The sequence below is a fragment of the Streptomyces sp. NPDC007162 genome (assembly GCF_040634175.1).
Lineage (GTDB): Bacteria > Actinomycetota > Actinomycetes > Streptomycetales > Streptomycetaceae > Streptomyces.
The window spans coordinates 1-4,349 of the sequence record NZ_JBEYFC010000643.1 but is presented as its reverse complement, the minus strand read 5'-3'; the positions used below and the strand labels follow the sequence as shown (position 1 = coordinate 4,349).

General features: G+C 69.4%; 4 protein-coding genes. 2 read left to right on the top strand and 2 right to left on the bottom strand.

What is annotated here, in order from left to right:
- Both ABZ646_RS41150 and ABZ646_RS41145 read right to left on the bottom strand, forming a co-directional pair.
- Positions 1-903: metallophosphoesterase (locus tag ABZ646_RS41150; RefSeq protein ID WP_360531256.1), on the bottom strand; the 903-nt coding region annotated here is incomplete at its 3' end.
- A gap of 255 nt (positions 904-1,158) precedes the next feature.
- The gene (locus tag ABZ646_RS41145) at positions 1,159-2,271 is read right to left on the bottom strand and encodes a LacI family DNA-binding transcriptional regulator (protein ID WP_360531253.1); all 1,113 of its coding nucleotides are present in this window, start codon (positions 2,269-2,271) and stop codon (positions 1,159-1,161) included.
- Between the two features lie 460 nt (positions 2,272-2,731).
- On the opposite strand from ABZ646_RS41145, the gene hisC reads away from it, so the two are divergent.
- Positions 2,732-3,811 (top strand): histidinol-phosphate transaminase, encoded by a 1,080-nt coding sequence (hisC, locus tag ABZ646_RS41140; protein WP_360531250.1) that lies wholly within the window; start codon positions 2,732-2,734, stop codon positions 3,809-3,811.
- A gap of 242 nt (positions 3,812-4,053) precedes the next feature.
- Positions 4,054-4,349: cytochrome ubiquinol oxidase subunit I (locus ABZ646_RS41135; RefSeq protein WP_360531247.1), on the top strand; the 296-nt coding region annotated here is incomplete at its 3' end.

Below are 4,349 nucleotides of genomic sequence, written 5' to 3'. Positions count from 1 at the left end.
GCTGGTGCCTCCGTACGTATCGAGAAGGGAACGGACGGCGTCTGCACCCCCCTCGTCGCGGAAGGAGAAGCGCTTGGTGAACTTGCGGAAGAGATCCCAGACCTCGTCCGCGTCATTACGGGTGATGGTCTCGCGGATCGTGTCGTTGACCGCCTCGATCGAGTCCCCGTAGTCGAGGTAGGCGGTGGTGTCCGAGTGCACCAGCAGATAGCCGTCGACCTCCTCCACCGCGTCCAGGCGCGCCATCCACTGGAGGTGGTGGTCCTGGAGCCGGTCCATGTCGGTCTTCTGTCCGCCGTTGAGCAGCCACGCGGCCTGGAAGGTGGCGGTGCCCGCGCCGGAGGTGACGGGAGTGTCGCCGAACCGCTTGGCGCCGAGCAGCAGCAGCTCGTGGTTGCCCATGAGGGCCTTGCAGTAGCCGCCGGCCGCGGCCGCCTCGGCGGACAGCCGCATCACCAGGTCGATGACGCCGATGCCGTCCGGGCCGCGGTCGGTGAAGTCGCCGAGGAACCACAGCCGGGCGGTGCCCGCGCACCAGTGTCCGTCGGCGTCGATCAGGCCCTGCTCCGCCAGTGCGGCGAGCAGTTCGTCGATGTAGCCGTGCACGTCTCCGACGACGTACAGCGGGCCGGGGCCGTCCGCGGGCTGCGGGGCCGCGGCGGCGGCCGGTTCGACCGGCGGCTGGAGCGTGTCGCCGCGATTGATCACCGGCAGGTCGCGCTGGGTCGGGGTGTACTCCTCCGGATAGCCCTCGGGGTACGGCTCGTCGAGCGCCGGGGCGGCCTCACCGGGGTGGGTGCCGTGGACGTACGGACCGGTCTCGTTGACGTATGCGGGCACCCGGAAGTCGCGCACCGTCGCCGTCCGTTCCACCTCGGGTCCCTGACCGGCCCCCTGAGTCATCAGACCCCTCCACCATCGCGCCGCAACTGCACCGGTTCGGACTGCCTGGTCGCAGCGGCCCGCGGTGTCGTGGGCCCATCATAGGAATGCCCGTCGCGCCGTGTGATGACCCAGGGGTGGTGAATCGGGGCGGGGTGCCGGTCCGATGCGGCTTTCGCCCCGGTTGAGTGGGGCTTCGTCCCTCGGTCGTTCACCCGCCGTCCCCCGTCCGACGGTGGCAGGCAGGTGAGCCGTCCGTACCTCCGCGTGTCCGTGCTACTCCTCCTCCGGCGCCCGTGGCGGGCTGACCGTGGTGCGCGGTGCCCGTCGCTGGGAGGAGGTGCGCACGATCAGTTCGGTCGGTATCACCTGCTCGACCGGCTGGTCGGCGTCGACGCCCTCGATCGCGTCGATGAGCAGTTGCACCACCGCCGTGCCGATCCGGCGCGGTTTCAGCGAGAGCGTGGTGATGGGCGGCTCGGTGTTGGCGTACACCGTGGACTCGCTGCAGCAGACCAGCAGCAGGTCGTCGGGGACCCGCAGCCCGTAGCGGCGGGCGGCGGCGAGCAGGTCGGTGCCGTTGGGGTCGAACAGGCCGTAGACGGCGTCGGGCCGGTCCGGACGGGCGAGCAGCCGGTCGGCGGCGACGGCTCCCGCGCACGGGTCGTGCGCCGGGTAGGCCTCATAGACCGGGTCCTGGCCGACGCGCTCGCACCAGTGCAGGTAGGCGGTGGTCGACAGGTGCGTGTACGTGTCCGTCGTGGTGCCCGTGAGCAGGCCGATCCGGCGGGCGCCCGCGGCGGCGAGGTGGTCGAGGATGCCGAGTACGGCGGCCTCGTGGTCGTTGTCCACCCAGGCCGTGACCGGCAGCGAACCGGCCGGGCGGCCGTCGGAGACCACCGGCAGCCCTTGTCGGACCAGCTCGCTGACGACCGGGTCCTGGTCGGAGGGATCGATGACGACGGTGCCGTCCAGGGCGACGTTCGACCACACGTCGTGGCGTGAGGTCGCGGGCAGGATGACCAGGGCGTAGCCGCGGGCGAGCGCGGCCGAGGTGGCGGCCCGCGCCATCTCGGCGAAGTACGCGAACTCGGTGAAGGTGAAAGGTTCATCCCCGTACGTCGTCACGGTCAGGCCGATGAGTCCCGACTTGCCGGTACGGAGGGTTCGGGCGGCGGCCGAGGGGCGGTATCCCAGCCGGTCGGCCACCTCGCGGACATGGCGCCGGGTGGCATCCGGAAGCCTGCCCTTGCCGTTCAGGGCGTCGGAGACGGTCGTGATGGAGACTCCGGCGGCGGCGGCCACGTCTCTGATGCCCGCCCGGCCCGGCCGGCTGCCTCGCCGAGAGGTTTCCGCGCGGCTCACCTGGTGCTTCCCTGCTGCTGTCATGGCGAGCCGATAGTAGGGCTCATGCGGTGGGGTAGTGCGGACGCATATGCGCGCGTTGACAGGCACGTTTCTGCAAGGTCAAAAGGGGTCAACTACCTTAGAAAATAAGTCAGTTGCACGATCCAGTGGTGAGACGTGACTTGTCGGCGCGGATGGGCCTGCCAAGTGCCCGATGTCTCGAAGAGGTCTCAACTCACCTGCATGGGTGATGCGCGCTACGGCGTGAGCCACCGGCGCGTAGATATATGTAGGGCGCGCCCCCGATAAGTGCGCCTTCGTACGGTGATGCCCGTGATGCCAATGGGGCGGATGAGGCAGGCCACCACCCTCTCCTCACTCTCTTCCGCCTGGCTCTTCGCTGCTCCGCGGCGGTACGCAGTGGCACCGAATCCTCATAAGGTGAGCAGTATTGGATGCCGGCGGCGTGGACGGGCCGCCGGTGGTCGCGAGGAGGACTGCGGTGAGCGAGACGAGCCCCAAGCTGCGCGCCGAGCTGGAGGGGATCCCCACCTACAAGCCGGGCAAGCCGGCGGCGGCCGGCGGCCCGGTCGCGTACAAGCTCTCCTCCAACGAGAACCCCTATCCCCCGCTGCCGGGCGTGATGGAGTCGGTCACCGCGGCTGCCGCCGCCTTCAACCGCTACCCCGACATGGCCTGCACCGGGCTGATGAACGAGTTGTCGGACCGCTTCGGCGTCCCGCTCGGCCACCTGGCGACCGGCACCGGCTCGGTCGGCGTCGCCCAGCAGCTGATCCAGGCCACCAGCGGCCCCGGCGACGAGGTGATCTACGCGTGGCGGTCCTTCGAGGCGTACCCGATCGTCACGCAGATCAGCGGCGCCACCTCGGTCCAGGTGCCGCTCACACCCGGTGATGTGCACGATCTGGACGCGATGGCGGACGCCGTCACCGACCGCACCCGCCTGGTCTTCGTCTGCAACCCGAACAACCCGACCGGCACGGTCGTGAAGCGGGCCGAGCTGGAACGGTTCCTCGACCGGGTGCCGAACGATGTGCTGGTGGTCCTCGACGAGGCCTACCGGGAGTTCATCCGCGACCCCGAGGTGCCCGACGGCGTCGAGATCTACCGCGAGCGGCCGAACGTCTGCGTCCTGCGGACCTTCTCGAAGGCGTACGGCCTCGCCGGACTCCGGGTGGGCTTCGCGATCGCCCATGAACCGGTGGCGGCGGCGCTGCGCAAGACGGCGGTGCCGTTCGGGGTCAGCCAGCTCGCGCAGGAGGCGGCGATCGCCTCGCTGCGGGCCGAGGACGAACTGCTCGGCCGGGTCGGTTCGCTGGTGTGCGAACGGCAGCGGGTGGTGGACGCGCTGCGCGCCCAGGGCTGGACGGTGCCCGAGAGCCAGGCCAACTTCGTCTGGCTGCGACTGGGGGAGCGTACGACGGCCTTCTCGGGGGCCTGTGAGGAGCACGGTGTGGTCGTGCGGCCCTTCCCGGGGGAGGGTGTGCGGGTGACGATCGGCGAGAACGAGGCGAACGACATCTTCCTCAAGGTGGCGGAGGGCTTCCGCAAGGAGCTCTGACCGTCGGCGGTATCCAGGTGTGCGGGGTCGTGCGGCCGGTGAAGGGGCCGAGCGGCCCCGTACGTGTGTCGACAGGGTGCCGAACGGCTCATGCGCCACCCCCCTTCGGGTTCCGACAATCAGTGCGTCATAATGGCTTGTGAATGTGAATGCATTCACAAGCGTGTCCCGTTTGCTCCGTGATGCACGTAACAAAGGGGGCAAATGCCGCTGTACCTCGGCGAGGTAAGGAGACTGACGACGTGGACCTGGCTTTGGCGCCGGAGACACTGGCGCGCTGGCAGTTCGGCATCACCACCGTCTACCACTTCCTGTTCGTCCCGCTGACGATCTCGCTGGCAGCGCTCACGGCCGGCCTGCAGACCGCCTGGGTGCGCACGGAGAAGGAGAAGTACCTCAGAGCGACCAAGTTCTGGGGCAAGCTCTTCCTGATCAACATCGCGATGGGTGTGGTCGAGGTAGACGTGGTCGCCCTCGGGACCGCAGCCGCGGCCCTCCCGGATCTCCGTGTAGATGGAGCGGGACACGACGTCACGGG